We start from the raw sequence: 26,047 nt of genomic DNA, 5'->3' as shown, positions 1-26,047 counted from the left end.
CGGATTTTCAAGCCGATACGCCCACTCTCAAACGAGCGGTGGATTGAGTCGCGCGAATCCGGCTTGGCGGCGGTACGGAAAATACGGATAGGGTGCCTCGACCGTGCTCGCCGCATCGAGCCGGGCGACCTGCTCCGCGCTCAACGCCCAACCGACGGCACCGAGGTTGTCGCGCAGTTGTTCCTCGTTGCGCGCACCGAGAATCACGCTGGATACGGTCGGCCGCTGCAACAACCAGTTGATTGCCACCTGCGCGACCGACTTGCCGGTTTCCTGCGCGATCAGGTCGAGCGCGTCGACGATGCGATAGAGACGCTCGTCCTCGACCGGCGGCCCGAAGTCCGCCGTCGCGTGCAGTCGGCTTGTCGACGGCAGCGGCCGGCCGCGACGAATCTTGCCGGTTAGCCGCCCCCAGCCGAGCGGACTCCAAACCAGCGCGCCGACGTTCTGGTGTTTGGCCAGCGGCATCAATTCCCATTCGTAGTCGCGTCCGATCAGTGAGTAATAGACCTGATGCGCGACATAGCGCGAATAGCCATATTTTTCCGCCACCGCGAGCGAGCGCATGACTTCCCAACCGGCGAAGTTCGAACAACCGACATAGCGCAGCTTGCCCGCGCGCACGAGGTTGTCGAGCGTCGACAGCGTTTCCTCGATCGGCGTGCTCGCGTCGAACGCATGCAACTGCAAGATGTCGATATAGTCGGTCTTGAGCCGGCGCAGCGCCGCGTCGACCACGCGGATCAGGCGTTCGCGCGAGACGCCGGCGTCGTTTGGTCCGTCGCCCATCGGCAACCCCGTCTTGGTCGAGATCAACGCCTTGTCGCGACGACCGCGCAACGCCTCGCCCAGCACTTCTTCCGAGGCGCCATTCGAGTACACGTCGGCGGTGTCGAACAGATTGACGCCGGCGTCGAGGCATACGTCGATCAGACGCCGCGCCTCCGCCACATCGGTGTTGCCCCAGGCACCGAACAGCGGACCCGTGCCGCCGAATGTACCCGTGCCGAAACTCAGCGTCGGCACCTTGAGGCCCGACGCGCCCAGATTGCGATATTCCATCTCAGTCTCCTTGAATGAATGTCAGTGACAGGCGGTCGCGACAACCGTCGTTGCCGGCGTTGCGGAGCGCGCATCCAGCCGCAGCGCGACGAGGGCTATGCCGAGACCGAACAGAGTCACGACCGCGGCGATCCACGGCAGCGCGGCGAGACCAGGGCCGTGATCGATCGCGACGCCGCCCAGCCAAGCGCCGAACGCATTGCCGAGATTGAAGAAGGCGATGTTGAAGCTCGAGGCAAGGTTCTGCCCCGCGCCCTCGGCCTTGCGCAACACGCGCAGCTGCAGTGGCGACACCGTCGCGAACGCAGCGACGCCGAGCAGGCCGACAAAGACCGGCATCGCAACTGTGCTATGCAGTGCGAAGCTCATCGCGCCAAGCACAGTGGCGAGCGCGAGCAGGGTGCCGACGAGCGCCGGCGTCGGCCAACGGTCGGCCAGGCGGCCGCCGACGATATTGCCGACGATCATGCCGCCGCCGAAGAGCAGCAGGATCGGGGACACTGCGCTCTCGGAAAACCCGCCAAGACGTACGAGCAGCGGCTGGATGTAGGCGATCACGACGAACAGCCCGGCGAAACCGAGCATCGTCATCGCCAGACCGAGCCAGACTTGCGGCCGCGCGATGCCGCGCAGTTCTTCGCTCAGCGTCGCCGGCACGTGCGCGTCGCGGCTGCGCGGCACGAGCGTGGCGATCACCGCCATTGCGACGAGACCGATCGCCGACATCGCCCAGAACGTCGCGCGCCAGCCGAAATGCAGGCCGAGCCAGGCACCGGCCGGCATGCCGAGCAGGGTCGCGAGGGTGAGACCGGCAAACATCACCGAAATCGCCGAGGCTTTGCGATCCTCGGCGACGAGGCCGGTCGCGACGACCGCGCCGACGCCGAAAAACGTGCCGTGGGTCAGCGAGGTGATCACGCGCGCGACCATCAGAATTTCGTAGTTCGGCGCGACCGCACAGAGCAAGTTGCCGATCGTGTAGATCGCCATCAGCGCGATCAGCACCGCTTTGCGCGGCATGCGCCGCGTGGCGACGGTCAGCACGGGCGCGCCGACGAACACGCCGAACGCGTAGATCGAAACGAGCATACCGGCGGCGGCAATCGACACGTGCAGGTCGCCGGCGACCTGCAACAGCAAGCCCATGATGACGAACTCTGCACAGCCGATGCCGAACGAGCCGGCAGTCAGGGCGTAAAGGGCTAGAGGCATGGGAATCTCCGAAACGCGGGACGCGCAACGCGTCGATGCCGGGATTCTGGTGGCGCGATCCATCTGTGACTAGAATGCCGGATGGAAAACCGTTTGTGAGTTGAATTCCCATGCCACGGCTCGAAGTGAACCGCGCCGGCGAGATGGAAGCGTTCGTACGCGCCGTTTCGCGCCGCAGTTTTTCCGCGGCGGCGCGCGAATTGCGCATGACGCCGTCGGCGATCTCCAAACTCGTCGCCCGCCTCGAAGCCCGGCTCGGCGTGCGTCTGTTGCAGCGCTCGACACGCCGCCTCGAACTCACCGCCGAAGGCGCCACGTTCTACGAGCGCAGTCAGCGCGTGCTCGCCGATCTCGACGAAGCCGAGCGCTCGGTCGCCGCCGGCGCCGCGCCGCGCGGCCGCGTGCGCGTGAACTGCAGTGTGCCGTTCGGCCAGAGGTTACTGATGCCGTTGCTGCCGAAGTTCCTCGCGCGCTACGCCGAGGTGAGCGTCGACGTCGAACTCACCGACCGCGTCGTCGATCTCGTCGACGAACGCGCCGACGTCGCCATCCGCCACGGCGCGCTGCCATCGTCGCGCCTCGTTGCGCGTCATCTCGGCGACAGCCACAAAGTCATCGTCGCTACGCCCGCCTATCTGCGCAAACACGGCACGCCGGCGACGATCAAAGATCTCGGCGACCACGTTCGCCTTGGCTTCAACTACCCGCACAGCACCGAAAGCTGGCCGCTGCGCGAACGCCGCGGTGATGTCACGCACCTGCCGATCAACGGCCGCGCGCGTGTCAGCAACGGCGAAGCACTGCGCGCGCTCGTGCTCGCCGGCGCGGGACTGGCGCGGCTGTCGAGTTTCCACGTGCAGAGCGACCTCGACGCCGGCAGTCTCGTCGCCGTGCTCGAAGCGGCCAATCCCGGCGACATCGAGCCGCTGCATGCCGTCTACCTCGGCCGCGGCGGCCATCTGCCCGCGCGCGTGCGTGTATTTCTCGACTGGTTGGCGGAGGATTTGCGGCTAGATTGACTGCTTCAATCGCTCGCAACAAACCGTGGCAAACGCGGTATCGCGCTCCGTACCCGCTATGTGGTGGACACGGGCAAAGTCATCAGCGCCTGCCGTACTTGTCGACCAGACGCTTGCTGAGGGCGCGAGTTTGCACCTTCGAATCGGCCTTGCGTTCGAGTTGAGTAGCGAGCGACTCGTTCGCGACGCCGAGCTCGTCGCGAAGCTTCTTGTAGCTTTCCCAGCGCGCCGGATCGAGCGCACCCGATGCCAGCGCTGCGCGCACCGCGCAGCCCGGTTCGGCGCCGTGCGCGCAGTCGCCGAAGCGGCATTCGAGCGCGAGCGCTTCGATGTCGTCGAAGCTGGCCGCGGCAAGGTCTTCGTCGCCGGTGAGCTTCAATTCGCGCATGCCGGGCGTGTCGATCAGGCAGCCGCCGCTCGGTAGCGCGATCAGGGCCCTATGCGTGGTCGTGTGCCGGCCACGGCTGTCGTGTTCGCGCACCGTGCTGGTGGCCTGACGCTCACGCCCGAGCAAGGTGTTCGTCAGCGTCGATTTCCCGGCACCGCTCGAGCCGAGCAGCACGGCGCTGTCGCCGCGCTGCAGGTGGCGCAGCAACGGCGCGACCGCCGCCACATCCTTGGCGTTGAGCGCGTGCAATTCGATGTCCGGCGGCAGCTGCGCGCGCAACGCGGCGATTTCGCTGTGCCGCGCGGCATCGGCGATCAGATCGGCCTTGGTCAATACGATCACCGGCCTGACCCCGCTGCCGGCGATCAGTAGCAGGTAGCGTTCGATGCGGCGTGGATTGAAGTCGCCATCGAGACCCATGAGCACGAAGGCGGTGTCGATGTTCGTGGCGATGATCTGGCGCGCGTAGCGCTCGCCCGCCGCGGCACGCGCGAGCACCGTGTGTCGTGGCAGCACTTCCTGGATGACCGCTGGCGTCGCCGCGTCGACGAGGACGAAATCGCCGACCGCCGGACGCGCATCGGGCGCGGCACGGCGGCGCAGGAATCGCGGCGCCGGTTGCGCCGCGAACTCGTTTTCGCCATCGCTGAGCACGTAGCCGTTGCGGTGCTGGATGATCACGCGGGCGAGGCGCGATGCCGGCGCGGCGTCCGCGGGCAAAGGCAAGTCATCGCGCCACCCGACGGTATACAAAGCTTGAGACGATTCGTGCGGCAATGGCATGCTGGGCATTCTACGGCGCAGTCGGGTAGCTGACGAGAACGAATCGCGCATGCGCGTTTGCCTGAACATGATCGTGAAAGACGAGACTGCGGTCATCGAACGCTGTCTGCGCTCCGTATTGCCTTACATCGACTGCTGGGCGATCGCCGACACGGGCTCGACGGACGGCACGCAGGACCGGATTCGCCAACTGCTTTCGCACCTGCCCGGCGAGTTGATCGAGCGGCCCTGGGTCGATTTCGCGACCAATCGCAACGAGGCGCTCGAACTCGCGCGCCGGCACGGCGACTATGCTCTGATCATTGACGCCGACGACCTGCTCGAGGTCGAACCTGGCCGCGTTTTCCGTAACCTCGATGGCCCCGGCTATGCATTGGAGATCGTCGACAAGGTGACGAACTATTGGCGCGATGCGCTCGTCCGACTCGATGTCGACTGGACATGGAAGGGAGTGGTTCACGAACATTTGACCTGTTCGCAACTCGCCGGCGTGAAGAAACTCGGCGGTGCACGCATCCGCCGCGTTGGCGGCGGCGCGCGCAGCCAAGGCGACTTGGTGGAGAAATATCGCCGCGATGCCGACGTGCTGCGGCGCGCACTCGCCGATGAACCGGATAATGCACGTTACGTCTTCTATCTCGCGCAAAGTCTGTTCGATGCCGGAGAAATGACCGAGGCGATCGAAGTCTACCAGCGCCGCGTCGAGATCGGCGGCTGGGCCGAGGAAGTATACTTTTCGAAATTCATGATCGCCCAGCTCAAGCAGCAGCTCGGCTATCCGTTCAACGACGTCGTCGCTGCCTACCTCGACGCTTGGCGGTTTCGTCCTTCGCGTGCCGAGTCGGCATGCTTTCTCGCTCGATATTTGCGTGCCCATGGCCGGCACGAGGAGGCTCGAGACTATGCGCGGATCGCCTGCTCGACGCCGCCTACTACCGACAGCCTGCGCATCAACCGGCACGCCTACGGCTGGCTGGCGCGCTACGAACTTGCCGCGTCGCTGTACGCCTTGCACGACTACGCCGCCTGCATCCGGACCTGCGAGGAAATGCTTTCCGATCCGCTGCTCCCACCGCAGGAGGTAGCGCGCGTCCGCCAGAACATCGCCGCCGCCACCGCCATGGCGACGCGGCCGGCCTGACGAAAAACGTCGCACTTGCCCGCAAAATGCTTGAATTCAAGCCTCGTTCCGCTAGGATGATTTGTTCAATTGTCGTGAAAATCCCAATCGGATCGTGGTTCCCATGGTTATGCAAGGCAAATCGAGTCGAGTCCCAGGTCCCGTGCGCACCGGCGCGCGGCTGGAAAACGTGCGTTACGAAATCCGCGGCGCGCTCGCCCGCCGCGCGCTCGAACTCGAAGCTGCCGGCCGCAAGATCGCCAAGCTCAACATCGGCAACCCGTCGGTATTCGGTTTCACCGTGCCCGACCACGTGCGTCAGGCGATCGAGCGCAATCTCGTCTCGAGCGAGGCCTACTGCCACCAGAAAGGCCTGGTCGAGGCGCGCGAAGCGATCGTCGCCCAGCAGCATGCGCACGGCATCGCCGAGGCGCATGTCGACCGCATCTTCATCGGCAACGGCGTCAGCGAGCTGATCGACCTCGCCCTGCGCTCGCTGCTCAGCGACGGCGACGAAGTGCTGCTGCCGAGCCCGGATTACCCGCTGTGGAGCGCCGCGGTCACGCTGAATGGCGGCAAGCCGGTCTACTACACCTGCCCGGCCGAGCGCGAACACACGCCCGATGCGGCCGAGATCGAAGCGCTGGTCACGCCGCGCACGCGTGCGATCGTGCTGGTCAATCCGAACAATCCGACCGGCGCGATCTATCCACGCGAATTGCTCGAAGCAATCGTGCGCATCGCCGACAAGCATGGACTCGTGCTGATGTCGGACGAAATCTACGACGAGATCGTCTATGACAAGGCCGAGTTCACCGCGCTAGCGAAGATCGCCGGCGACGTGCCGTGCCTGACCTTCGACGGTCTTTCCAAGGTGCAGCGCGCCTGCGGCTACCGCGTCGGTTGGCTGTCGATGACCGGCGCGAAAGCGGCGATCGAGCCGCTCGAGGCCGCGCTCGACCTGCTCGCGAGCTTGCGCCTGTGCGCGAACGTCGCCGGTCAGTATGCGATTGCGCCGTCGCTCGAAGGACCGCAGACGATCGCCGAGCTGGTTGCGCCGGGCGGCCGCTTGTACGAGACGCGCCAGGCCGTGATCGAGTCCTGCGCGGCGAGCCGTTACCTCGACCTCGTCGCGCCGAAGGGTGCGATGTACGCGTTCCCGAGCGTGCGCGCCGACCGCCTGCCGGGCTTCGACGACGAAGCGTTCGCGCTCGACCTGCTCGAAAGCGAGAACGTGCTGATCGTGCCGGGCCGCGGCTTCAACTGCGTACCACGCAACCACTTCCGCATCACATTGCTGCCGCTGGCCCCGGACATGCGCGAGGTGTTCACGCGCATCGAGCGCGTGCTCGAACGCCTCGCCGCAGCGCAGCCGCAGCGCCAAGTCGCCTGACCGCTGGCGCGGCGGCAGTCGAATGCGTTTTCTCGCCCTCGGCGATTCGTACACGATCGGGGAAGGCGTCGCCGAAGCCGAGCGCTGGCCGGTGCAGCTCGCGCAAGCGCTCGGCATCGATGCGCCGGAAATCATTGCGCGTACCGGCTGGACCACGGACGAACTCGCCGCAGCGATGGCGCAATACGCATTCCGTCCGCCTTACGACCTGGTCACACTGCTGATCGGCGTCAACAATCAATACCGCGGCCGGGACATCGCGAACTATCGCGACGAATTCCGCGCCCTGCTCGAGCGCGCGATCGAACTCGCCGGCGGTGAGCCGCGGCGCGTGATCGTTGTCTCGATTCCCGACTGGGGCGTCACCCGCTTTGGCCGGGAAAGTGGGCGCGACACGGCGCAGATCGCGCGCGACATCGACTTATACAATGCCGCTAACGCGGAAATTTCCCATTCTGCACAGGTGCATTACGTCGATTTGACCGCGTTCTCACGCGCGGAGCCGGCGCTGGTCGTCGACGACGGCCTGCACCCGAGCGGCGCCGCATATCGCCGCTGGAGCGAGGCGCTCCTACCTGTGGCAGGGCGCTCGCTGTCATCGCCCTGACTTTCCCGGGAAACAAACTTTTTATACTTTTTGCCTATGCTGCATTCCCGGGTCGACCCCGGGAGACAGTTATGCAAACGCGTCGCTACCGCAGCATCTTCATCTCCGATGTGCATTTGGGCCTGCGTGACTGCCAGGCCGATTACCTGCTCGATTTCCTGCGCGCGACGACGAGCGAACGGCTCTATCTCGTCGGCGACATCGTCGATCTCGAGAACATGCTGCTCAAGCCATTTTGGCACGCGAGCCACACCGCCGTGCTGATGGAGCTCTTTGCCATCGCCGCGCGCGGCACACGCGTGACCTTCATCCCCGGCAACCACGACGCGCCGCTGCGTCGCTTCGTCGGCCAGCGCTTCGGCGGCATCGATATCGCGCTCGACGCGGTGCATGTCGGCGCGGACGGGCGCCGCTACAAGGTCAGCCATGGCGACGAATTCGACGGCGAACACACCGCACCGGCCTGGCTCGTGCGCGTGGGCGACGTGATGCAACGTTTCGTCGGCGGCCTCAATCGGGTCGGCAACGCGCTGCGTCGACGGATCGGCCTCGACTACCGCACGATCTCGCTCGGCATCAAGCTGCGCATCGGCACGGCGCGGCGTTTCATCGAAGATTTCGAAACGCGCGTCGCCGGGCGCGCACGCGCGAACGGCTACGACGGCCACATCTGCGGTCACATCCACCGCGGTCGCATTCGCGACGAGGAAGGCGCGCTCTATCTCAACGACGGCGACTGGGTCGAACACTGCACCGCGCTCGTCGAGCACCACGACGGCGCGATGGAAGTGCTGCACTGGACCGAGCGCGAGCTGTCCGTAGCGAATTCGCCGGCGGTGCGCATCGCAGTCGAGCCGCTGCCGGCCGCGGCCTGACGCGCTTCGCGGTTGAGAATCGCGGCAGGCGGCCCAAGATCGGGGATAATCTCCCGCCCGACTCTTGTGGACCCCGCCATGTCGCTCTCCCCCGCCACGCGCACCCGTATCGAAACCCTGCTGCGCGACAACCCCGTCGTCCTGTTCATGAAGGGTTCGCCGCAGGCGCCGCAATGCGGTTTCTCCGCAGCAGCCTCGGGCGTGCTCAACGAATTGTTGCCGCAGTACGCGACGATCAACGTGCTCGAAGATGCGGAGATGCGCGAAGGCATCAAGGCCTACGGCAACTGGCCGACGATTCCACAGCTTTACGTCAAGGGCGAACTGGTCGGCGGCGCCGACATCGTGCAGTCGATGTACAACTCGGGCGAGCTGCAGGCTTTGTTCGGCCTGCCGTTGCCCGATCGCACGCCGCCTGCGATCACGATCACCGACCAGGCTGCGCAGGCGATCCGCAGCGCGCTCGCCGACGCCGAACCTGGCCTCGCCCTGCACCTTTCCATCGATGCGCGTTTCCAGCCGCAATTCCACCTCGCCGAACCATCGGATGACGCGCTCCGTTCCGAATCGAACGGCATCGATGTGCTGTTCGACTTGGGCAGTGCGCAACGCGCGCGCGGTATCCGCATCGACTGGGTCGAGACGATGCAGGGAGCGGGTCTTTCCATCGACAATCCGAATGCGCCTTCGACGGTCAAGCAGCTGTCCGTGCGTGAACTCGCACAGCGCCTCGAAGCGAACGAGGCGATCACGATTGTCGACGTGCGCCCGCCAGAAGAACGCGCGATCGCCGCGCTCAAGACGCCGTTCCGTACGCTCGACGCCGGCATCGCCGCGCTCGCCGACCTGCCGAAGGACGCGCCCATCGCGTTCCTCTGCCGCAGTGGCGGCCGCAGCCAGCAGGCGGCCGAGCAGTTCCGCGCGCACGGCTACACCAAGGTTTACAACGTCACCGGCGGCATCAATGCCTGGGCGCGCGAAATCGACCCGACGATCGCCGAGTATTGATCGCGCTCGTGCTCCGCACGACGAAAACCGGGGCGTGACGATGGAGATTCGCGAAGCGACGCGAGCCGAAGACATTGCGATCGCGCGGGAGTTGCTGCGCGAGTACGAACGCGCGCTCGGCGTCGACCTTTGCTTCCAGGGCTTCGCCCAGGAGCTGGCGAATCTGCCGGGCGAATACGCGCCGCCGCGCGGCACTCTGTTACTCGCACGTGACGGCGATGCCGTCGCCGGCTGTATCGCGCTGCGACCGGTCGACGATCGCGATTGCGAAATGAAGCGCCTCTACGTTCGCGATCAATTCCGCGCGGCCGGGCTCGGGCGGCGCCTCGTCGAGCGTGTGATCGCGACAGCGCAAGCGATCGGCTACCGGCGCATGGTCCTCGACACGCTGCCGAGTATGGTTTCCGCCCAGCGTTTGTATGAAAGCTTCGGCTTTACCGACATCACCGCGTATCGGCGCAATCCGATCCAGGGCACACGCTATCTCGGACTTGTGCTTGATCCCATTGCCGCTCGCTGATTCCAACCTCGCCGCGTGCTTGCCGCGCGCTGGCGCGGTGTTGTCCTGTCTGCTGCTGCTCACGTTCTCGCCAACCGGTCACTGCGCACAACCACTCGCGCAAACGGAATTGCTGAAAATCTCGAACCAGCCGTGGATCGCGGTCGATATCGGCAAACATCGCGGCGTGCAATGCATCGTAGATACGGGAGCCAGCAGCGCAGGTGTGCTTTCCACCAAGTACGCTGCCGGCGCCAAATACATCGGCACGGTGCGCACCGCAACTGCGGATCGGGCGGTAAAAATGCCCGAGGTTGAAATCGACTACGTCGCGATAGGCGGCAGCAAGCAGACGGGCGTGCGCTTCATGCTGCGTGACCAAAGCTGGTTCGACGAAGGTGATCCGATGCCGTGCGTGCTCGGCATGGAATTCCTCGGCCGCTATACGATCGACCTGGACGGAAGTAAAGGCGTATTGCGCCTGTATCCGCGCGGTACGCGGCTCGACGAAGTATTCGGCGGCGCCCTGCCCGACGGCTCACGCCTTGCGGCCAGCATCCATAACGACGCGCTCATCGAAGTCGACGCGACCGTCGACGGCGTTCGCGTCAAGTCGGCCATCGACACCGGCTGGTCACTGGCCACGCCGAATCAGAACCTGCTCGATATGCTCGGCATCCGTCCGGGCGATCCGCGCATCGTCAATCAAACCGCTCATAGCTCGTTGTCCAACCGGGAAATGACCCTGCAAATCCTGGAATTTCAGCAAGTCCGCATCGGCAGCGTAGTCGCGGAAAAGGTGCGCGCGAGCCTTGGCGAGGGCGGCATGCGCGTCATCCGTAAAGAACAGGAACCGTATCTGCATATCGGCTGGGATCTGCTGCGCCAGCACCGACTCCTGCTCGACATGGCGCACCGGGACATCGCGCTGATCCCTTGACGCGCGCTCTTTCGGCGGCGGAAATCAAGCCAAAGACGATCAGGCTTTCGTAAGCCGACGCAGGAACACCGTCATTTCCTTTTCCGCCTGCTTGTCGCCGCGTTCGATGGCGGCGTCGATGCCGGATCGGTAGGCATTGGCCGCGGCGGCGGTGTCGCCCGAGTCAGCCAACGTCTTGCCGAGCAGTTTCCATGCGGCGGAATACCCGGGATCAAAGCGCAGTGCTTCGCGCAATTCGGTGATCGCAGCGGGCGCGTCGTTGTTCGCCAGCAGCGCACTCGCGATCGACATGCGCAACAGCGCGCCGTCGCGTACGCCGCCGCACAGCGCACGCAGCCTTTCTATCGCGTCGGGCTGCATGGCGCGGCTATTTCGCGTTTTTCTCGCCGCGCCCGTGTCGATGCACGTCGTGGGTGACCACGCCGTCGCGGCGCGAGGGCGGCACGAAGAACTGAGGGTGTGTCAGCGTGTTGCGCATGTCGGCAAGGCCGGCACGCCAGTGCTCGGCCATCGTGCTCGGCGCGAACGCGTAGTCCTTGTACTGCTCCTCGAACGGCTTGGTTTTGTAAATCAGGTGGATGATGTTGTAGACGCGGTCGGACAGCCACGGTTCGAGCTCGGCGCGCATCTCCGCGCTGACGTGATCGGGCGGGATTTCCTTGAGCAGCGCGTAGAGCGTGGTGCGCAGATTCTGGCGGCGCTTGACGACGTCGGTGCCGTAACGCGTGCGGCTCGAAAACTGGATGTCCTTCTGCCGTTCGGCCACTTCCATGATATTGCGCGGCAGCAGACCCTGTGCGCGCCAGAGGTCGACCTGGAAGACCAGGCTGTCGCGGCGCGGCGTCTGGCTGAGCACGTGGTCGAGCGGCGTGTTCGATACGAGGCCGCCGTCCCAGTAATGCTCACCGTCGATCTCGATCGGCGCGAACGCCGGCGGCAGCGCGCCCGAGGCCATCACATGCTCGGCGCGGATTTTCGTCTTCGGCTCGCCGGGTTTGTCGAAGTTGTCGAAATAGATGAAGTTGCCGTTGCGCACGTTGACCGCGCCGACCGAGAAACGCACGTCGCCGGCATTGATGCGGTCGAAATCGACGAACTCCTCGAGCGTGGATTTCAGCGGCGCCGTGTCGTAGAAGCTGGTCGACGATTCGACGTGACCGACGCCGATGTACGGCGGCGGAAAGCGCGGCACGAAGAAGCCGGACTGGCCGAACAGCATCGCGGCAAGCGCGCCCTGGGCGTTGGCGAGCCCGAGCGTGGAATTCTCCAGCGGCAGCTTCCGACGCAATGCTTCCTGCCACTCGAAGAGCTGGTGGCCGAACGGAATGGCGGGGATCGAAATGCGCTCCCAGAACGCACGCAGCCGATCGAGGCGATGCTCCGGCGCGTTGCCGGCGAGCAACGCCGCGTTGATCGCGCCGATCGAGATACCGGCGAACCAATTCGGCAGGATGCCGGCCCGTTGCAGGCCCTCGTAGACGCCGCACTGATACGAGCCGAGCGCGCCACCGCCCTGCAGCATCAGAGCGATCGTTGCGTACTTGCGCGCCGATTCGAGCGGCGAGGGCGCTTTCGCAGCCACCCCGACTTTCGCCGCCCTTGCCGTCGATGCTTTTTCGCGCACGACGGCAGGCTTAGGCTTCGCCGCGCGCGCCGAGCCGCCGCGCTTGCGCGTCGTCATTGCATGAACCAGCCGTGGCTGACGACGAGCGACTGCCCGGTCAGCGCGTTGGTATCGAAGCCGCCGAGGAACAGCGCGACGTTGGCGACGTCATCGACCGTGGTGAACTCGCCGTCGACGGTGTCTTTCAACATGACTTTCTTCACCACATCGTCCTCGGAGATGCCGAGTTCCTTGGCCTGTTCGGGAATCTGCTTCTCGACCAGCGGCGTGCGCACAAAGCCCGGGCAAATGACATTCGCACGCACATTGTGTGCCGCGCCTTCCTTGGCCACGACCTTGGCCAGGCCGATCAGGCCGTGCTTGGCGGTGACGTACGGTGCCTTGAGCTTGGACGCTTCCTTCGAATGCACCGAACCCATGTAGATGATCGCGCCGCCTTTGCCGGCGTACATGTGCTTGAGCGCCGCGCGTGTGGTCAGGAACGCGCCGTCGACATGGATCGCCATGAGTTTCTTCCAGTCGGCATAGGAGAAATTCTCGACCGGATTGACGATCTGGATGCCGGCATTGGAGACGAGGATATCGATGCTGCCGAGGTCCTTCACACACTTGTCGATGCCGGCGTCGACCGCGGCTTCGTCGGTCACGTCCATGATCACCGTCGTCGCATTGACGCCACGCGCGCGGATTTCCGCGGCAGCGGCATCGGCCGCCGCCTGGTTGATGTCGGCGATCGCGATATGACAACCGTTGTCCGCGTACACCTCGGCGATGCGCTTGCCGATGCCGCTTGCTGCGCCCGTGATCAGGGCGACTTTGCCTTTTACGCTCATGACTGTTCCTTGGATGAGGGAGGAATTCTCGGCGCGATCAACGCGCTCAGCTCAGGAAGTAAGGTAACCCGGACAGGATTGCAATTGTCTTAAAGCACGGGCGCCGTATCGGCGCCGTGCGCGAATCACTCTTCCTTGCCGGACGACTTCACATCGACGCCGAGGTCGCGCAGCTTGCGATACAGGTGCGTGCGCTCCATGCCGACCATCTTGGCGAGCTTGCCGACGCTGCCGCCGGCGTCCTGCAGCTGGCGCAGCAGGTAGGCACGCTCGAACTGCTCGCGCGCCTCGCGCAGCGGCAGGTTGAAATCGATCGCCGCGGCCGGCGAATCGGCCGCCACGGGACGCGGCGGCGGCGCGACCACGCCCTTGCCGAGCGCGGCTTCGACTTCCTCGATCGTCACCTCGTCGCCATTGCCCATGATCAGCAGGCGCTGGACGAGGTTGCGCAGTTCGCGCACGTTGCCGGGCCAGTCGTGGTTGCGCAGGCGGTTCTGCACCGCGACCGGGAACACGCGGTACGGCAGCTTGTCGCGGTGGGCGAAGAAATCCGCGAACGTGCGCAGCAGCTCGGGCACATCCTCCAGCCGCTGGCGCAGCGGCGGCACGCTGAGTGGAACGATATTGATCAAGTAGTAGAGTTCTTCGCGGAACGCGCCGGCTTTCACCAGCGTTTCGAGATTCTGCGCGGTCGCCGCGATCACGCGCAGATCGAGCGGCACGCTGCCCGCGCCGCCCGAGCGCACGAGCGCGCGGCGTTCGAGCACCGAAGACAGGCGCTGCTGCAGCTCGGCGTCGAGCTCGGCGACTTCGTCGAGGAACAGCGTGCCGCCGTTGGCCTGCTCGATCAGGCCCGGCTGCACGCCGTTCGCGTCCTCGCTGCCGAACAGCGCGGCGGCGAGATGTTCGCGCGGGACGCCGCCTGCCGCGACTGCGACGAACGGTCCGCCCTGGCGCAGCGAGCGTGCATGTAGCCAGCGCGCGAGCGATTCTTTGCCCGTGCCGGCCTCGCCCTGAATCAGGATCGAGGTATCGTGCTGGGCCAGCTTGTCGAGCTGCGCGCGCAACGCGGCCATCGCCTTGGACGCGCCGATCGGCTCCAGCGGCAGCGCGAGTTGCTCGCGCAGGCCCTCGTTTTCGCGCTTGAGCCGGCTCGCCTCGCGCGCACGATCGATCGTGAGCAAGAGCTTGGCCAACGAGATGGGTTTCTCGACGAAATCGTAGGCACCCAGGCGCGTCGCTTCGACCGCGGTCTCGACCGTGCCGTGACCGCTCATCATGATCACCGGCGTGGTCAGCGCGCCGGCCTGCGACCATTCGCGCAGCAGGCTGATGCCGTCGGTTTCCGGCATCCAGATGTCGAGCAGGATCACGTCGGGCCGGCTCTGCGTGCGCGCCTCGCGCGCGGCAGCGGCGTCAGCGGCGACTGCGACCTGATAACCCTCGTCTTCGAGGATTTCCTTCACCGTCGTGCGGATGTCGGGTTCGTCGTCGACGACGAGGATGCGGCCGGAAGCCATGCGAATGCCTGTTGCGAAAATGCGACGCCTAGGATAGCGCAAAGATCGTGCACGGAACGGCGGATCACCCGGCCAAATTGCGCAGGTTCTGCACGATGTCTTCAAGTTTGCTTAACCACGCCCACCTATAATTGCGGCCAAGTCGATCCCGTCGCATCGGCCGTCGAGCAATTCCCTGCATGTCTGCGCAAAACGGGCCAGCCCGGTCCCAGGTTCCGCTGGTCATCCGCTTTGGCCGTCTCGGCGACATGCTGCTGCAGGAACCGCTGCTTCATCTGCTGCGCCGGCGCTATGGCCGTCCCTGTCGCATTCTCGCTCGCGGTTCGTGGACCAGTGAGCTGTACCGCGGGCATCCCGATGTCGGCGAGATCTGGGAACTCGCCAATCGCCACCAACTGCTCGCCTTCAGTCCGGAACGCTGGCGACTCATAGCAAAAATTCGCGCTCACGACGGCCCCATCTACGTGAGCGAGGACACCCGCGGATCGCTCAAACGCATCCGCTGGCTGCTGCGCTTCGCCGGTGTGCCGCAGCAACGCTGCGTTTTCCTGCATGACATGGCGCTGCACAAGGACGAACACTGGGTCGACCAAGCCCTGCGTTTCGGCCGCATGACGCCCAGCGCATACCGCGAGGCCGACTACCGCTGGCAAGCCGACGACCTGCAGGCCGCGCCACGCCTCTACCTCGATGCAGCAGACCGCCGCGACGCCGACGCCTGGCTGCGCGAACGTGGCTTCACCGACGCGCCGTTCGTGCTGCTGCAACCGGGAAACTGGAAGGTCAAGCGCAGGCTGCATCAACGCGACGATGATCCGAAGTTCTGGCCGATCGAATCCTGGGCCGCGTTGCTGCGCGCGATGCACGAAACCCTACCGACCGCAAATCTCGTGCTCGCGGGAGCACCGTCCGAATCGGCCGTCTGTCGGGCAATCGCGGACGCGACGGGACTTGCCGCGGTCAAGATCGCGACGAGCGATCTGCCCGTGCGTCGCTTGCTTGGCGTACTCGAGCGCGCGCACAGCATGGTCTCGGTCGATACCGGCCCCGCGCATTTAGCCGCGGCGATGGGCTGCCCGCTTGTCGTGCTCTATGCCGGCAAGTACGGTCCGGAAAAATGGGATCGGCGCAGCCCATACGCCAAGCCGGTAATCAATGTGGGTACCTCGCCGCGCGCCGCAACCGCGGCGGACATTTCCCCCGGACAGGTCATTGCGGCGTGGCGCTCGCTGGCGTAAGCCCGGCTTCGCCGAGCGCCGCGATGGTCGCGGCGGCCGCCTGCTCCGCATCGAGATCGCGCGCGTCGATCGTATGGTTGCGCGCGCCGTAGACGCTCCAGCCCGGGATGTCGGTGACCGAGAAGATGCCGACCGTCGGTGCGCCACTCGCGGCAGCGAGATGCATGATGCCGCAGTCGGCGCTGACGTAGAGCGAGAGGTTCGCGAGCACGCCGCCGAGCTTGCGGATATCGGAGGAGAAATACGTCGGATACGCATCGCCGAGCAGCGAGCGGCCGAAGCCGGGCACGATCTCGACGATCGCATGCTGTGGATAGCGCGCGGCGAGCGCGGCAAGAAAACGCAGCCACCAATCGCGCGAGTAATTTTTCACGCCGGTGGCGAAGGCGTAGACGCCGATCGTCCCGCGCGCTTGCGCTAACGCTCCGGCGGCGACGGCGCGCAGCGTTTCGCGCCCCTGTTCGCGTTCCGCAGCGGAAAGATGCAAGTCGAGTTCCGGATACGTCCACCGCGCTGGATCGCCGGCGACACCCATCGTCCTACGCAGCAAATACACCGGCAGCTTCGCCGCGTGCTCCTCCTCGCGCGGCTGGGCGAGCGGGTGCGTGAGATGGCCGCTTTTTTTCGCTCCGTCGAAGCCGATGCGAAACCGCGCGCGTGAAGTGCGCACGAGCAACCGATCGGAATTCGACAGTAGGTAGGGATCGATCGCTAGATCGTATTTCGCCGCGCGCAACTCCTTGAGCAAGCGCCGGTAACGCAGAGGTGCCTTGGCGATGCTGCGCGGTAGCACGCTTATGCGCCGCACCTGGGCAAAGCGTTGGAACAAGGTCGGCGCCGCTGCGCAACCGCTGATGATGTCGACTTCAGCGCCGGGAAAACGCGCCTCGATCTCGCGCAGCAACGGCGACAGCAGCAAGGTCTCGCCCAGCGTCCGCGTCGCCCGGCAAATCAGGATGCGGTGGATACCGCGCGCGGGGATGTGCTGCGGAAGACTGTCGGCGGGCGCCGATGGCGACGCCAAGCGGCGTGAAAACCAGCGTGCGACGCGGCGACGCAGACTTTTCGCGGGAGAATCGTTGCTGTGGCGTATCGGTTGCGTCATAGCCGCGCAGTCTAGCTGCAATGAAAACTCTGCACAGGTGCAGAGTTTTCGCCGGGCCCAGGATGGTCCGCCGCAAATCAAGTACGAACTTGCTTGATGCACCCCATTCAGATCATTCCGCTTCGGCGTCCACTTCCTTGCGTGGCGCAGGGACATTGCCGCCGCGGCAAGCCTCGGCCACCGCATCGCCGCGGAACAGCCACCACTCGCGCCGGTTCGCATGGCCGACGTAGCGCGCCTTCGCTTGGTCGATGCATGGCGCCATCGCGTCGGCGAGGATGAAGATCCAACGCGCATCGGGCTTCGCCTCCTGCCAGCGGATCGCCTCGCCGAGTTGTAGATGGACGGGTTTGACGAAACCGAATTCGACGACCTTCCGGTCGGCCAGCAACAGGTTCTGCTCTTTCCACGCGACGAGGGCGAGCTCGGCATCGGGCCCGATCGCCGCGCCGGCCTGGCGCATCAGCCCGCGCGCCGAACTCGAATCGTTGAGCAGCGGCGAGGCCCACAGGCCCCAGAGCAGCCAGAGGCCGGCTAGGCCCGCGACGAGCCCGTTTGCCGCGCGCGCGAGACGGAACCAGGCCGCGCACGCCAGCAGCCAGGCGCCGAGCGCGATGAGCAGGCTCCACAATGCCGCACCGCCGCCGTCGAAGCCGCGTTGCTCGGCGAGGTCGTTGGCAAATTTCCAGTGCCCCGACCAGGCATGCAGTCCGGCACCGGCGAGCACGACACCGAGGGCGACGAGCACTCCAAGCGCGAGCCGGCGAAACCAGCTTCGTTCGACGATCTGCGACAGGTACGGCGCGCAGGCGAGCACGACCATCGGCAGCGCCGGCATGATGTACATGTCGCGCTTGCCCGAGGGGATGCTGAAAAACGCGATCACGAGCAACGCCCAGGCCAACGGCAACAGAATGCGCGCATCGTGTTCGCGAAGAGCCCGCGCCCAGGCCGGCACGGTACCGAACCAGGCCAGCCACAACGGCATCCAGCCGCTCAGGATCACGCCGAGGTAGTACCACGGCGGCTGCTGGTGGTCCCACGAATCGGTGTAGCGCGCCGCCGTCTGCTTGAACAGGATGTCGTGCAAATAGGCCTGGTATTCCGATGCGGGATGCAGCGACACCGCGAGCGCGAGCGGCAGTAGCCACAGTGCGATCGCGACGAGGAGCGCGGCGAACCCGCCGGCCCAGCGCCAGGCGGAATCCTTCGTCGCGGCGACGAAATTCCAATGTGTGCTGCGCGCGAAAATGTAGGGAAGGAACATGAGCAGCGCGAGCACGCCGACACCCTTGGTGATCACGCCGAGGCCGGCGGCGAAACAGCCGAGCCAGTACATGCGCCAATCGGGGCCGGTGAGGAAGTGGCGCAGCAAGCCGTAGTTGGCGAGGGTGATGAAGAACGTCACCATCGGATCGATCTGCGCGCGTTTTGCCTGATAGACAAACTGGAACACGCAGAGCAGGGCGACGCCGGCGTAGAGGCCGGCGCGGTGGTCCCAGAGCCGCCGCGCGAGGTCATAGACGAGCAGCAGCGTGCCGAGCGCGGCGAGCAGCGAGGGCAGCAGGAAGGCGATGCGCCAGTTGCGCACGAGCTCGAACGCAGCGGCCTGCATGGCCATGAACGCCGGCGGCTTGTCGGCGTAGATCTCGTGGCCGCGATGCGGGATTAGCCAGTCGCCCGACTCGACCATCTGCTGCGCCGACAGCGCGAAGCGCGGCTCGTCCGCCGGCCACGGATCGCGCAGGCCGATGCCGGCGCCGATCACGACGAGGGCGAAGAGCAGGAACAGCCACAGCTCGCGGCGGGCAGGTGCAGGCGGCATCGATGGAACGCTCATCGCAGAGTGATCGAAGAAACGGGGAAAGGAAATGCGGACTACGCTCGCGCGTACGCCGCAGCCTACTTAACACAAGTTGACGCCAAGCTGACGCCGGCCAGCTTCGTGTTCGTCAGAACCTGTTCTCAAACATCGCCGTCGCGCGGCAGGCGCAGGGTGAATACGGCGCCGCCTTCGGCGCGATTTTCCGCGCGGATCGTGCCACCGTGCTCTTCGACGATCTTCTTCGCCACCGCCAAGCCCAGGCCTGTGCCTTTGACCTTGCTCGTCGTGTACGGCTCGAACCAGCGCGCGTCGAAACCCTCGGGCAGGCCGGGGCCGTTGTCGGCGACAGCCAGCTCGACCCAGTGGCGACCGCCCTCGTCGATCTCGCGCGTGATCACCTCGATATGCGGCTTGTGCTCGCCGGTGACGGCTTCGAGCGAATTCTTGATCAGGTTGTGCAGCAGCTGACGCAGGCGCACCGCGTCGGCACGCAGGCTCGGGTCGCTCGCGGCGAACTGGCGAGTCAGCTGAATGCGCTGGTCGTTCTCGTACAGATCGACGACCTCGCCGGCGAGCGCATTGATCGACAATGCGCGGGCGTCGATCTGCGGCGGGCGGGCGTAGTCGCCGAACGCGTTCACCATCGATTTGAGCGCCTCGACCTGGTTGACGATGGTCAGCGTGGCGCGATCGAGGATTTCGGTTTCCTCCGGCGGCAGGCGACCGATGAAACGACGGCGCAGGCGTTCGGCGGCGAGCTGGATCGGGGTCAGCGGATTCTTGACCTCGTGGGCGAGGCGGCGCGCAACCTCGGCCCAGGCCGCATCGCGCTGCGCGCGGTTGAGCAGGGTCAGATCGTCGAACACGGCGACGATGCCGGCATCTTCACCTAGCATCGGCGAGAGTTCCGCACCGCGCAGCATCAACACACGGCGCTCGTTGCCCGAGCGTTGATCCGGGTCGTCGAGCACGACTTCTTCGCGCCATTCACGCGCGGCCTCGCGCATGTGCTTGAGGATCGGATCGACCAGCGGTGCGAGCGCGGGACGTTCGCGGCGCAGCACGCCGAGATGCTGGCCGATGTGCCGCGACAGCGGCAGGTCGAGGATCACTTCGGCGGCGTGGTTGGCCGTGCGCAGAACGCCTTCGCGGTCGAGACCGAGCACGCCGGCGGACAGACGCTCGAGCACGGCGCGCAGATAGGTGCGCTGGCTGTCGGTCTCCTGCGCGCTGTGCACGAGACGCGAGCTCGCGCGTTCGAGCTCGCCCTGCATCTGGTTGAACGACTGGGTGAGGAAACTGAGCTCGTCGTCGCCCGCGACCGGCAACGGCGTGTCGTAGCGGCCGGCGCCGACCGCGCGCGTCGCCGCGGCGAGGCGGCCGATCGGCGCGGTCAGCCGGCGCGCGACGCCGAACGCGGTCAGTACCGCGAACAGCGCCGACAGCAGCAGCACGAAGGTGAGCACCAGGGTGAACGTGAGCTTGAGCGAATCACGCAGGAATTTCAGGCGCTGGAAGTCGTAGCCAGCTTGTTCCACGGTCGCCATCAGCGGCTGCATCTGCTCGGGCACCGGATACAGCGCCTGCAACAGACGGTTCGCGCCGGGCGCGGCGTCGGCGAGCGGCAACACGACGCGCAACTTGAGCACGACCGGTTCGCCGAGCGGTTCCGCGGCGGCGTAGCGACCGGTGATCTTGAGCTGGTTCAGCGCATTCGCATCCGGATAGACCGCGTCGAGGAAGCGTGGATCGGAGCCCTCGTTCGCGAGCACGCGGCGGTCGTCACCGAACACGACGAGTTGGGTGATCAATTGCGCGTCGAGCGCCGCCTTGAGCCGCGCCTGCAAATCCGCGTCGGGCAGGTTGGCCAGATCGCGCGCGATGCCGGTCGCGCTGGTCTCGGCCGCACGCAGGCGCTCGTCGAGATAGGCCTTGCCAACGCCGAGCGCGGCAGACAGGCCTTGTTCGAGACGCGCGTTGAACCAGGTGTCGATCGTCGCATTGAGGAAGTAGAGCGAGAACCCGTAGACCACGAGCACCGGCGGTACGGCGAGCGCGATCAGCATGAGCAGCCAGCGCCGGGTCAGGCGCGCACCCGGCACGGAGCGCTTGAGCTCGCGCGACAGCCGCAACAGGCGTTGCGCGATGATGGCGACCAAGACGACCAGCGCCAGCGCCGAGGCACCGAGGATCCACAGATAGAAGCGCCCGAGCCGGTTCGTGTCGCTCGTCGCGTCGCGCGCGAGCAGCAGCGTCGCCGCCAGCAAGGCGGCGATGGCGAGCGCAGGCAGCACGCGCCGGGCGACGAAGCTCAGCGCGCGCCGGATCCGGCCTGCCATGCGTAGTCCCCGGTGGAAAGGCGCCAGTCCGCGTCGATCAGCGCCGGCAGGCGCAACGCGCCGGGCAAGGCATCGCGCTCGAGCTCGATGCGCAGCACATAGCGCTGCGCCGAGGCGGCGGTCAGCGCCGGATCGAGCGGCAGGCGCAGATCGGCGAGCGCAGCGATGACGAGCGCGCGCACCGCATAGCTGCGCGCCTGCGTGCCGCTGCGCGCGACATCGGGATCGCGCAGCTGATACTGGCGCGTCAGCGGGAAGTAGCGCAGTTCACGGCGCCAGCGCTGCTCGGCAAGATTCGCCTGCAGACCAAGTCTGCTGCGCGCCTGCGCCGACAGGCTGATGTCGAACACAAGCGGGATGCCGTGATCGAGACCGTCGAGCAGCGTCTCGCTCGGCTGCCAGTCGAGCTGCGCGCTCAACGTGCTGCCCGCGACTGCGGCTTCGCGCACGCCGAAGCGCGCGCCATCGTCGCTGCGCGCGCAGGCGGCAGCCAGCGCAGCGGTTGCGATGAGAAAAAGTATATTAATTAACTTTTTCGAGTACCGCATAATAGAATCCGTCCATGCCGTTCTCCCCCGGCAGGTTCTGCGCGCCGCCTTCGCCGCAGTTGCGCCATTCCGGCGGAGCGGCGTCGAGCGACCGCGCATCGGCATGGTGCTCGAGAAAGCGCGCAATCTGATGCGCGTTCTCCTCGGCGAGCACGGAACACGTCGCATAGACTAAGCGCCCGCGCAGCCCAAGCAAAGGCCACAGCGCATCGAGGATGCGCGCCTGTTCGTCGACGAGGCGGGCGATGTCGTCCGCGCGCCGGTGCAGCTTGATGTCGGGTTGGCGGCGCACGATGCCGGTCGCCGAGCATGGCGCGTCGATGAGGATGCGATCGAACGGCGTGCCGTCCCACCACGCCGCAGGCACGGCCGCATCGCCGGCGCGGATCGCAGCCTTGAGACCCAGGCGCGCAAGATTTTCCTCGATGCGAGTCAAGCGGTGCCTATCGCTGTCGAGCGCGGTCAGGTGCACATCCGCGTGCTCCAGGATGTGCGCGGACTTGCCACCCGGCGCCGCGCAGGCGTCGAGCACGCGCTGGCCGGCACGGGGATCAAGCAGGGCGGCGGCGAACTGGGCGGCGCCGTCCTGGACCGAGAATGCGCCTTCGGCATAGCCGGGCAGGCGAGTGACGTCGGTGCTCTGGGCGAGCACGATCGCGCAATCGGGCGAAGCGGCCGCGCTTGCCTCGATACCCGCGGCGGCGAAGCGCTCGAGCAGTTCCTCGCGCCGTGCGCGGCGACGATTGACGCGCAGCCACAACGGCGCCTGCGCATTGTCCGCGGCAACGATCGCATCGACTTCATTCGGCCAGTCGCTGGCGAGCGCGTCGAGCAACCAGCGCGGATGCGCCGTGCGCGCGACCGGGTCGGTGTCGAGCTCGGCGTTCATTGCCTCGCGCTCACGCAACCAGCGCCGCAGCAGCGCGTTGATCAGGCCAGCGAACTTCGGCTTGCGTAGGCTGCGTGCGGCTTCGACCGTGGCCGCGACCGCCGCGTATTCGGGCAGGCGCAGTACATCGAGCTGGATGATGCCGAGCACGCCGAGCGCATGCACGTCGAGCTCGCGCTCGCGCAGCGGGCGTTCGAGCAGGCGATCGAGCGCCGCATCGTAGCGCAGCCACCAGCGCGCGCCCTCGTGCAGCAGGTTCGACAACAGGGCGCGGTCGCGCGCGTCGGCCAGGCGCGGCGCAGCAGCAGCGAATACCGTGCGCAACGACTCGCCGCGCACGATGCGCGCGAGCGCCTGCGCGGCCAGAGCGCGCACATTTGCCGGCTGCGGCGCGGAAGCGTTCATGCCGCGGAGTTCGCGGCCACGCGCCTGAGTTCGGGACGCGCGTTGAGATAGTCTGCCGCCGCGATGCGCCGCCCACCCGCACGCTGCACTTCGAGCAGGCGCAACACGCCGTCGGCGCAGGCGATGTCGATGCCATCGCGCGATGCAGCGACGATGCTTCCCGGCGGCGCGTCCGCCGATCCGCGCTCGCGCGTCTGCGCGCGCCACACGCGCAGGGTTTCGCTTGCAACGACCGCTTCGGCGACCGGCCATGGATCGAAGGCGCGCACCTTGCGTTCGAGCGCCGCGGCCGGCTCGTTCCAGTCGAGCCGCGCCTCGGCCTTGTCGAGTTTGTGCGCGTAGGTCACGCCGTCTTCGGATTGCGGCGTGACAGGAATCGCCTGATCGCGCAAAACTCGATCAAGGCCTGCACCGAGCAATCCGGCTCCCAGCGCCGCAAGCTTGTCGTGCAGCGAACCACCGGTGTCTTCGGGTGCAATAGGAATTGCTCGACGCAGCAGTACCAGTCCCGTATCGAGGCCAGCCTCCATCTGCATGAGGCAGACGCCGGTTTCGGTGTCGCCGGCGAGAATGGCGCGCTGGATCGGCGCCGCGCCGCGCCAGCGCGGCAACAACGAGGCATGCACGTTCCAGCAGCCGCGCGGCGGGATCGCGAGCACTTTGCGCGACAGGATCAGACCGTAGGCGACAACGACCATGAGGTCGGGCGCGTAGGCGGCGAGACGAGCGCGCGTCGCGGCGTCCTTGAAGTTCTCTGGTTGCTCGACCGCGAGGCCGAGGTCGAGCGCAGCCTGTTTGACCGGACTCGGCGTCAGCTTGCGCCCACGCCCGGCTGGGCGATCGGGCTGGGTGTAGACGGCCGCGATTTCGACACCGTCTCGGCGGCATGCGGCGAGATGCGGCACGGCGAAATCGGGCGTGCCCGCGAACACCAGCCGCAGCGCGGCCATAGGCATGTGCGCTCAGCCCGCGGCCGCGTTGCGGCGCTGCTTTTCGAGCTTTTTGCGAACCAGTTCGCGCTTGAGCGGCGAGAGATAGTCGACGAACAGCTTGCCGATCAGGTGGTCCATCTCGTGCTGGATGCACACGGCGAGCAGGCCCTCGGCCTCGAAGTTCTGCGCGTTGCCGTGGCGGTCGAGCGACTCGACCGTGATGCGGTCGGCGCGGTCGACATCGGCGAAGATGCCCGGCACGGACAGGCAGCCTTCCTGATAGGTCTGGCTGCCTTCGCTGGCGATGATCTTCGGGTTGATCAACACCATCGGCGCGTTCTTTTCCTCGGACACGTCGAGCACGAGCAGCTGCTTGTGCACGTTGACCTGGCTCGCGGCCAGGCCGATGCCGGGCGCCTCGTACATGGTCGCGAACATGTCGTCGACCAAGGCCTGCAGCGCCGCGTCGAACACGGTCACGGGCTGCGCCTTGGTGCGCAGGCGCGGATCGGGATATTCGAGGATGGGAAGCGGACTCATGACCTGTAGACGCGAATTTCAGGAAGGAAAGTATATTCCATCGGCACTTGCGTGACGAACTTGCGGACGATTCCGCGTTTCGCGGGACGCTTTTTGCTCTACACTGTGTCCGCCTCGGGGGACATCGGGTATTCAATCATGCTGAAGAAGCTGCCTGCGATTTTTGCTGGATTCGCACTGACACTCGTTGCCTACGCGGCGACGGTCGAACTCAAGCCCGGCCATCCGGACACCTATGTCGTGCGCCGCGGCGACACGCTTTGGGGGATCGCGAACAAGTTCCTGAAGAAACCCTGGCAATGGCCAGAGGTATGGCAGGCCAACGGCCAGATCAAGAACCCGCACCTGATTTTTCCGGGCGATGTGATCAACCTCGCCTATCTCAATGGCGGCCCGCACCTGAACAACGCCGGCGGCCCGCACGTACGCGTAGAGCAGCTCGAGGACGCGATCAAGCCGATCGCGCTCGAACGCATCGACAAGTTCCTCAAGCGCACGCGCATCATCGGCGAGGACGACTTCAAGGCCGCCCCGCATGTGGTCGGCGCCGAGGAAGCACATCTGCGCGCGACCCCGGGCCAGCTCGTCTACGTGCGCGGCCTCGACGCGCAGCCGGGCCAGCAGCTCGCGATCGTGCATCCGCTCGGCCGCTACTACGAACTGGTGCCGAAGGACGGCGCGCCGCAACGCTTCTACCGCGACTCCACCGACGAGCCGAGCCGCGACCACGAGATTCGCGGCGACTTGATCTGGCACCATGGCCCGAACCAGTTCAGCCTTGCCGGCAACATCAAGTTCCTCGGCTATGAAGGCCTGCAGATCGGCACGGTGCGCGTCACCAAGGCTGGCAATCCGGCCTCGGCGCTGCTGCTGAGTTCCGACATCGAAGTGGCGCCGGGCGACCTGGTCCTGCCGCTCGACGACAAACCCTATGACGCGCAGTACGTGCCACACCCGCCGATGAAGGTGCCGGACGGCATGCGCGTGGTCGCGTTCACCGATACGCTCGATCCATCGGCCGGCATGGTCACCGGTCGCGATCAGGTGCTCGCGCTGTCGCACGGCGCTGATGACGGCATCGAGAATGGCCAGGTCTATTCGATCTTCCATCCGGGCGAAACGGTCAACGACAATTTCGACTACTCGCCCGAGAGTGCGAAGAAATTCTTCCATCCGAAGGACGCGAAGGTGCAGTTGCCCGAGGAATACGTCGGCCACGTGATGATCTTCCGCACGTTCGAGCACGTCAGCTACGGCCTGGTCGTGGACGGGGTCAAGCCGGTGCACCTGGGCGACCCGCTGTACGATCCCGATCATCTCTGACCGGGATCGAGGCCAGCAAG

The 26,047-nt window shown here is 66.0% G+C and carries 24 protein-coding genes; 10 read left to right on the top strand and 14 right to left on the bottom strand.

Annotated features, from left to right (window positions below; all coding sequences use genetic code 11):
- Positions 1 to 27 precede the first annotated feature (27 nt).
- Positions 28 to 1,062 (bottom strand): aldo/keto reductase, encoded by a 1,035-nt coding sequence (locus tag F455_RS0105305; protein WP_018972239.1) that lies wholly within the window; start codon positions 1,060 to 1,062, stop codon positions 28 to 30.
- Between the two features lie 21 nt (positions 1,063 to 1,083).
- The gene (locus tag F455_RS0105300; RefSeq protein WP_018972238.1) at positions 1,084 to 2,274 is read right to left on the bottom strand and encodes an MFS transporter; all 1,191 of its coding nucleotides are present in this window, start codon (positions 2,272 to 2,274) and stop codon (positions 1,084 to 1,086) included.
- Between the two features lie 110 nt (positions 2,275 to 2,384).
- Here F455_RS0105300 and F455_RS0105295 point away from each other — a divergent pair, with 110 nt between their 5' ends.
- Entirely contained in the window at positions 2,385 to 3,293 is a 909-nt protein-coding gene (locus F455_RS0105295; protein WP_018972237.1) for a LysR family transcriptional regulator, read from the top strand.
- An 82-nt stretch (positions 3,294 to 3,375) separates the two neighbouring features.
- Here the strand turns inward: F455_RS0105295 and rsgA are convergent, their stop codons facing one another.
- On the bottom strand, positions 3,376 to 4,464 hold the full coding sequence (gene rsgA, locus F455_RS0105290; protein ID WP_026293097.1) for a ribosome small subunit-dependent GTPase A: 1,089 nt from the start codon (positions 4,462 to 4,464) through the stop codon (positions 3,376 to 3,378).
- A gap of 49 nt (positions 4,465 to 4,513) precedes the next feature.
- Here rsgA and F455_RS0105285 point away from each other — a divergent pair, with 49 nt between their 5' ends.
- The 7 genes from F455_RS0105285 (at position 4,514) to F455_RS0105255 (ending at position 10,906) form a co-directional block, all read left to right on the top strand.
- On the top strand, positions 4,514 to 5,605 hold the full coding sequence (locus F455_RS0105285) for a tetratricopeptide repeat protein (protein ID WP_018972235.1): 1,092 nt from the start codon (positions 4,514 to 4,516) through the stop codon (positions 5,603 to 5,605).
- 109 nt (positions 5,606 to 5,714) lie between these two features.
- Complete coding sequence (locus F455_RS0105280) at positions 5,715 to 6,977, top strand: aminotransferase class I/II-fold pyridoxal phosphate-dependent enzyme (protein WP_026293096.1); 1,263 nt, start codon at positions 5,715 to 5,717, stop codon at positions 6,975 to 6,977.
- Positions 6,978 to 6,999: 22 nt separating this feature from the next.
- Positions 7,000 to 7,584, top strand: coding sequence for an SGNH/GDSL hydrolase family protein (locus tag F455_RS0105275; RefSeq protein ID WP_018972233.1), 585 nt, complete (start codon positions 7,000 to 7,002; stop codon positions 7,582 to 7,584).
- A 71-nt stretch (positions 7,585 to 7,655) separates the two neighbouring features.
- Positions 7,656 to 8,459 carry a UDP-2,3-diacylglucosamine diphosphatase gene (locus tag F455_RS0105270; RefSeq protein ID WP_018972232.1) on the top strand — a complete coding sequence of 268 codons (804 nt, stop codon included), beginning with the start codon at positions 7,656 to 7,658 and terminating at the stop codon, positions 8,457 to 8,459.
- A gap of 78 nt (positions 8,460 to 8,537) precedes the next feature.
- Positions 8,538 to 9,467 (top strand): Grx4 family monothiol glutaredoxin, encoded by a 930-nt coding sequence (gene grxD / locus F455_RS0105265; protein ID WP_018972231.1) that lies wholly within the window; start codon positions 8,538 to 8,540, stop codon positions 9,465 to 9,467.
- Positions 9,468 to 9,507: 40 nt separating this feature from the next.
- On the top strand, positions 9,508 to 9,987 hold the full coding sequence (locus F455_RS0105260) for a GNAT family N-acetyltransferase (protein WP_018972230.1): 480 nt from the start codon (positions 9,508 to 9,510) through the stop codon (positions 9,985 to 9,987).
- Positions 9,965 to 10,906 (top strand): aspartyl protease family protein, encoded by a 942-nt coding sequence (locus F455_RS0105255; RefSeq protein ID WP_169337296.1) that lies wholly within the window; start codon positions 9,965 to 9,967, stop codon positions 10,904 to 10,906. Before F455_RS0105260 ends, F455_RS0105255 begins: the two co-directional genes overlap by 23 nt.
- Positions 10,907 to 10,945: 39 nt before the next feature.
- Here the strand turns inward: F455_RS0105255 and F455_RS0105250 are convergent, their stop codons facing one another.
- The 4 genes from F455_RS0105250 to F455_RS0105235 all read right to left on the bottom strand — a co-directional run bounded on the left by F455_RS0105250 (position 10,946) and on the right by F455_RS0105235 (position 14,883).
- Positions 10,946 to 11,266 carry a tetratricopeptide repeat protein gene (locus F455_RS0105250; RefSeq protein ID WP_018972228.1) on the bottom strand — a complete coding sequence of 107 codons (321 nt, stop codon included), beginning with the start codon at positions 11,264 to 11,266 and terminating at the stop codon, positions 10,946 to 10,948.
- 7 nt (positions 11,267 to 11,273) lie between these two features.
- A complete protein-coding gene (locus F455_RS0105245; RefSeq protein ID WP_018972227.1) occupies positions 11,274 to 12,587 on the bottom strand; it encodes a patatin-like phospholipase family protein in 1,314 nt (437 codons plus the stop codon).
- On the bottom strand, positions 12,584 to 13,363 hold the full coding sequence (locus tag F455_RS0105240) for a 3-hydroxybutyrate dehydrogenase (RefSeq protein ID WP_018972226.1): 780 nt from the start codon (positions 13,361 to 13,363) through the stop codon (positions 12,584 to 12,586). The genes F455_RS0105245 and F455_RS0105240 overlap by 4 nt, the downstream gene beginning before the upstream one ends.
- A gap of 125 nt (positions 13,364 to 13,488) precedes the next feature.
- Positions 13,489 to 14,883, bottom strand: a complete 1,395-nt coding sequence (locus tag F455_RS0105235; RefSeq protein ID WP_018972225.1) for a sigma-54-dependent transcriptional regulator — start codon at positions 14,881 to 14,883, stop codon at positions 13,489 to 13,491.
- Between the two features lie 179 nt (positions 14,884 to 15,062).
- Between F455_RS0105235 and F455_RS19865 the strand changes: the two genes are divergently transcribed.
- Complete coding sequence (locus F455_RS19865; RefSeq protein ID WP_033409302.1) at positions 15,063 to 16,121, top strand: glycosyltransferase family 9 protein; 1,059 nt, start codon at positions 15,063 to 15,065, stop codon at positions 16,119 to 16,121.
- On the opposite strand, the gene F455_RS19860 is transcribed toward F455_RS19865, so the two are convergent.
- From F455_RS19860 to def, 7 genes are all read right to left on the bottom strand, one after another.
- A complete protein-coding gene (locus F455_RS19860) occupies positions 16,093 to 17,226 on the bottom strand; it encodes a glycosyltransferase family 9 protein (RefSeq protein WP_018972223.1) in 1,134 nt (377 codons plus the stop codon). The genes F455_RS19865 and F455_RS19860 overlap by 29 nt on opposite strands.
- A 112-nt stretch (positions 17,227 to 17,338) precedes the next feature.
- Complete coding sequence (locus tag F455_RS0105220; protein ID WP_026293095.1) at positions 17,339 to 19,051, bottom strand: ArnT family glycosyltransferase; 1,713 nt, start codon at positions 19,049 to 19,051, stop codon at positions 17,339 to 17,341.
- Positions 19,052 to 19,191: 140 nt separating this feature from the next.
- Positions 19,192 to 21,390, bottom strand: a complete 2,199-nt coding sequence (locus F455_RS0105215; RefSeq protein WP_018972221.1) for a sensor histidine kinase — start codon at positions 21,388 to 21,390, stop codon at positions 19,192 to 19,194.
- Entirely contained in the window at positions 21,363 to 21,938 is a 576-nt protein-coding gene (locus tag F455_RS0105210) for a DUF4390 domain-containing protein (RefSeq protein WP_157578457.1), read from the bottom strand. Before F455_RS0105210 ends, F455_RS0105215 begins: the two co-directional genes overlap by 28 nt.
- On the bottom strand, positions 21,913 to 23,232 hold the full coding sequence (rsmB, locus tag F455_RS0105205) for a 16S rRNA (cytosine(967)-C(5))-methyltransferase RsmB (protein ID WP_018972219.1): 1,320 nt from the start codon (positions 23,230 to 23,232) through the stop codon (positions 21,913 to 21,915). Before rsmB ends, F455_RS0105210 begins: the two co-directional genes overlap by 26 nt.
- Positions 23,229 to 24,173, bottom strand: a complete 945-nt coding sequence (fmt, locus tag F455_RS0105200) for a methionyl-tRNA formyltransferase (protein WP_026293094.1) — start codon at positions 24,171 to 24,173, stop codon at positions 23,229 to 23,231. Before fmt ends, rsmB begins: the two co-directional genes overlap by 4 nt.
- 21 nt (positions 24,174 to 24,194) lie before the next feature.
- Complete coding sequence (gene def / locus F455_RS0105195) at positions 24,195 to 24,704, bottom strand: peptide deformylase (protein WP_018972217.1); 510 nt, start codon at positions 24,702 to 24,704, stop codon at positions 24,195 to 24,197.
- Between the two features lie 138 nt (positions 24,705 to 24,842).
- Between def and F455_RS0105190 the strand changes: the two genes are divergently transcribed.
- Entirely contained in the window at positions 24,843 to 26,027 is a 1,185-nt protein-coding gene (locus F455_RS0105190) for a LysM peptidoglycan-binding domain-containing protein (RefSeq protein ID WP_026293093.1), read from the top strand.
- Positions 26,028 to 26,047: the final 20 nt, after the last annotated feature.

The organism is Rudaea cellulosilytica DSM 22992 (assembly GCF_000378125.1).
Classification (GTDB): domain Bacteria; phylum Pseudomonadota; class Gammaproteobacteria; order Xanthomonadales; family Rhodanobacteraceae; genus Rudaea; species Rudaea cellulosilytica.
This window is presented reverse-complemented; position numbering and strand designations above follow the sequence as displayed.